Source organism: Vibrio sp. V43_P6S15P86, assembly GCF_009904725.1.
GTDB lineage: Bacteria > Pseudomonadota > Gammaproteobacteria > Enterobacterales > Vibrionaceae > Vibrio > Vibrio diabolicus.
In genome coordinates, this window is record NZ_WXWT01000392.1 from 1 (window position 1) to 3,431 (window position 3,431).

Below are 3,431 nucleotides of genomic sequence, written 5' to 3' on the forward strand. Positions count from 1 at the left end.
AATCGATTAGTTGATAGTACAGTTCGAGCCGGAAGTATCCGGACGGCAAATATAATAAAAAGTTAGGTTATCTATTCGTAAAATGATTCGAATCCAGCCGCCGTCTTTTGTGCGAGATGGGATTCTATTCGTTATGAATTTAATGAACAAAGTTGACGATTACAAAAGAGGCGCACTCAATGTTAGAGAAGAAAGATGCGATGAGCGCAATTGCTAGCTACCGTATGGAAAGCACTTTGCGTGGTGTAGATTTAAACCTACTGACTGTATTTGATGCTGTGATGCAAGAGCAAAATATTACTCGTGCAGCACATAACTTAGGCATGTCTCAGCCGGCAGTAAGTAATGCCGTGGCACGTCTAAAAGTGATGTTTAACGACGAGCTGTTTATGCGTCAGGGCCGTGGTATTCAGCCAACGCAACGCGCTCGTCAGTTGTTTGGCCCAATTCGCCAAGCATTACAGCTGATTCGTAATGAACTTCCTAGCTCCGTATTCCAACCAGAATCTTCGACTCGCTTATTTAAGTTGGCGATTTGCAGCCCTTGTGACATGCGTTTTGCTCCGAAGATCATGGCAAAAGTGAATCAACAAGCACCAAACGTTCAGCTTCACCTAGATGCAGAATTTGACCGTCTGTTGTCTGAGCGTATGCGCTATCAAGAAATTGATTTTGTGATCGATTATGCTCGCTTTGATGAGCAAGGTTTCTCAAGTACTGAAATCTTCAAAGATGAATTAGTGGTTATCGCGTCAAAAACACACCCACGCATTCAAGGTGGTGTAACGGCCGAGCAACTGCTTAATGAAAAACATGCGAAGTTATCGAAAGTGCACGGTCAACGTAGCTTCTCAGAACAAGCATATCGTGAACTGGATTGCCAAGCCGCGTACGAAGGCTCTAGTCTAAGCAACCTACTATATGTGGTGGGTCAATCTGAGCTTGTGACTATCGCGCCACGTTGGATGGCAGAAAATGCGGTAAACAGCGATCAGCTGCAAATTCTAGACTTCCCATTTGCAAATAAGGAAATCAGCGGCTTCTTAAGTTGGCATGAATCAAGTGAAAAAGATAAAGGCCACATTTGGCTGCGTGATCAACTGATGATCACTTGTGGTGAAGTGGTTGCCGCAAAATAAGATGACGTTTGGTCTTATCGGTTAAGACCATATTGGTAATCATCAATTTTTACAATTCATTGGTCCCCGAGAGATTTTTGTCTCTCGGGGCTTTTTGTTTTAGCAATCAACAATCGAAACAGTAAGTTAAATAGAGTAATCATTCAGCAGTTTTGGGTATGTTCGCGACGTATAAGTGATAGTTGTCTCTTATTAGTGATAAGTTTGATACTGGTCAGTTGCGTTTTAGCAAGCCGTGAGTACACTTGTTCGCTCAATTAGCTTACGCCTGTAAGCCAAAAGGTAAGTAAAAGAATGGCCAAGTTAGATTTTCATATCGTTAAACGTATTCGTGAACAAATTGCGAACGGTGGTACACGCGTTGCACTCAAGCATAAAGTGGGTGAGGAATGGCAAGGTATTACGTGGACGCAATTTGGTCAGCAAGTTGATGCTTTATCACTTGCACTTTTGGCTCAGGGATTAGGAGTCCAAGATAAAATCGGCATTTTCTCGAACAACATGCCGCAATGGACGATTGCTGATATTGCAGCGCTACAACTACGCGGCGTAACAGTACCTATTTACCCAACCAATACCGCCGCTCAGTCGGCGTACATCATTGACAACGCAGACGTTAAAGTGCTGTTTGTTGGTGAGCAGCCACAATTTGACGCAGCAGTGAGCATTTTCGACCAGTGCGAGCAGTTAGAGCTCATTGTTACCATGTCTGATGATATCGAACTTGGCGAGCATGATTTCGTTATCTCTTGGCAAGCATTTGTCGCCAAAGGCGATACCACATACCAAGTTGAATTGGACGCACGTTTAGAGCAAGCAAAGGAAGATGATCTACTCACGTTGATCTACACCTCGGGCACAACAGGACAACCAAAGGGTGTCATGTTGGACTACGCAAACATTGCGGCGCAATTGGAAGGGCACGATCAACGTTTGAGCCTTTCTCAAAGTGATGTGTCACTGTGTTTCCTTCCGTTGTCACACGTATTTGAACGCGCTTGGACCTTTTATGTGTTGTACAAAGGAGCGACCAACTGCTATTTGCAAGACACCATGCAGGTACGTGATGCACTGAGCCAAGTGCAACCTACCGTGATGTGTGCCGTGCCGCGTTTCTATGAGAAGATCTTCTCTGCGATTCACGAGAAAGTGTCTCGCGCGCCAATTCATCGCAAGATCATGTTTACTTGGGCTGTGAACATGGGCGCAAAAATGGCCGCTTGTCATCAAGAAAAACGTCAGCCATCGCTCATACTGCGCAAGTCATATGCCCTGGCGGATAAATTGGTTCTGAGCAAGCTGCGTGCGTTACTTGGTGGACAAATCAACTTTATGCCGTGTGGCGGTGCGAAGTTAGATGAAACCATAGGCCGATTCTTCCACGCGATTGGTATCAATGTGAAGTTAGGTTACGGCATGACTGAAACCACGGCGACAGTATCGTGTTGGGATGACAAGTGCTTTAACCCAGACTCTATTGGTATGTCGATGCCTGGCGCGCAAGTGAAGATCGGTGAGAACAACGAGATTCTCGTGCGTGGTCCAATGGTGATGCGTGGCTATTACAAAATGCCAGAAGAGACCGAAAAGACCTTTGACGAGCACGGTTTCCTAAAAACTGGCGATGCGGGTTACATTGATGAAAATGGCAACCTGTTCATCACTGATCGTATCAAAGAGTTGATGAAAACTTCAGGTGGTAAATACATCGCTCCACAAATGATTGAAGGTGCGATTGGTAAAGACCACTTCATCGAGCAAATCGCGGTTATCGCGGATACGCGTAAGTTTGTCTCGGCACTGATTGTGCCGTGTTTTGATTCTCTTGAAGAGTATGCGAAAGAGCTGAATATCAAGTATCACGATCGCGTTGAATTGATTAAGCATCACCAAGTGGTCGAAATGCTTGAGAAGCGTGTTAACGATCTCCAAAAAGAGTTGGCAAAGTTTGAACAGGTGAAGAAGTTTAAACTGTTACCAAGAGCTTTCTCTATGGATGATGGTGAGTTAACGCCAACTCAAAAACTGCGTCGTAAAGTCATCAATGACAAATACCAAGATGAAATTGAAGAAATGTATAAGGAAAAGTCAGAGAAAAAGTAACTTAAGCTGACTTAGATTTTATATTGATGAAAAAATCCCCAGTGATGTTATTGCATATTACTGGGGATTTTTGTTTGTGTTGATTCTTTCTATTTTGCTCACCAAATACAGCTATTTAGCGCCCTATACTTAAAAGGTTCTGAAATAATATTCTTTTTTTGAACGTTAAATTTTTAGGTTGTACTGTGA

2 protein-coding genes are annotated in these 3,431 nt (G+C 43.6%); both read left to right on the forward strand.

The features are described from left to right. Positions 1–179 precede the first annotated feature (179 nt). Complete coding sequence (gene calR, locus CAG69_RS17800) at positions 180–1,139, forward strand: LysR family transcriptional regulator CalR (RefSeq protein ID WP_005379693.1); 960 nt, start codon at positions 180–182, stop codon at positions 1,137–1,139. A 294-nt stretch (positions 1,140–1,433) separates the two neighbouring features. Continuing rightward, a complete protein-coding gene (locus CAG69_RS17805; RefSeq protein ID WP_161445457.1) occupies positions 1,434–3,242 on the forward strand; it encodes an AMP-dependent synthetase/ligase in 1,809 nt (602 codons plus the stop codon). Positions 3,243–3,431 lie beyond the last annotated feature (189 nt).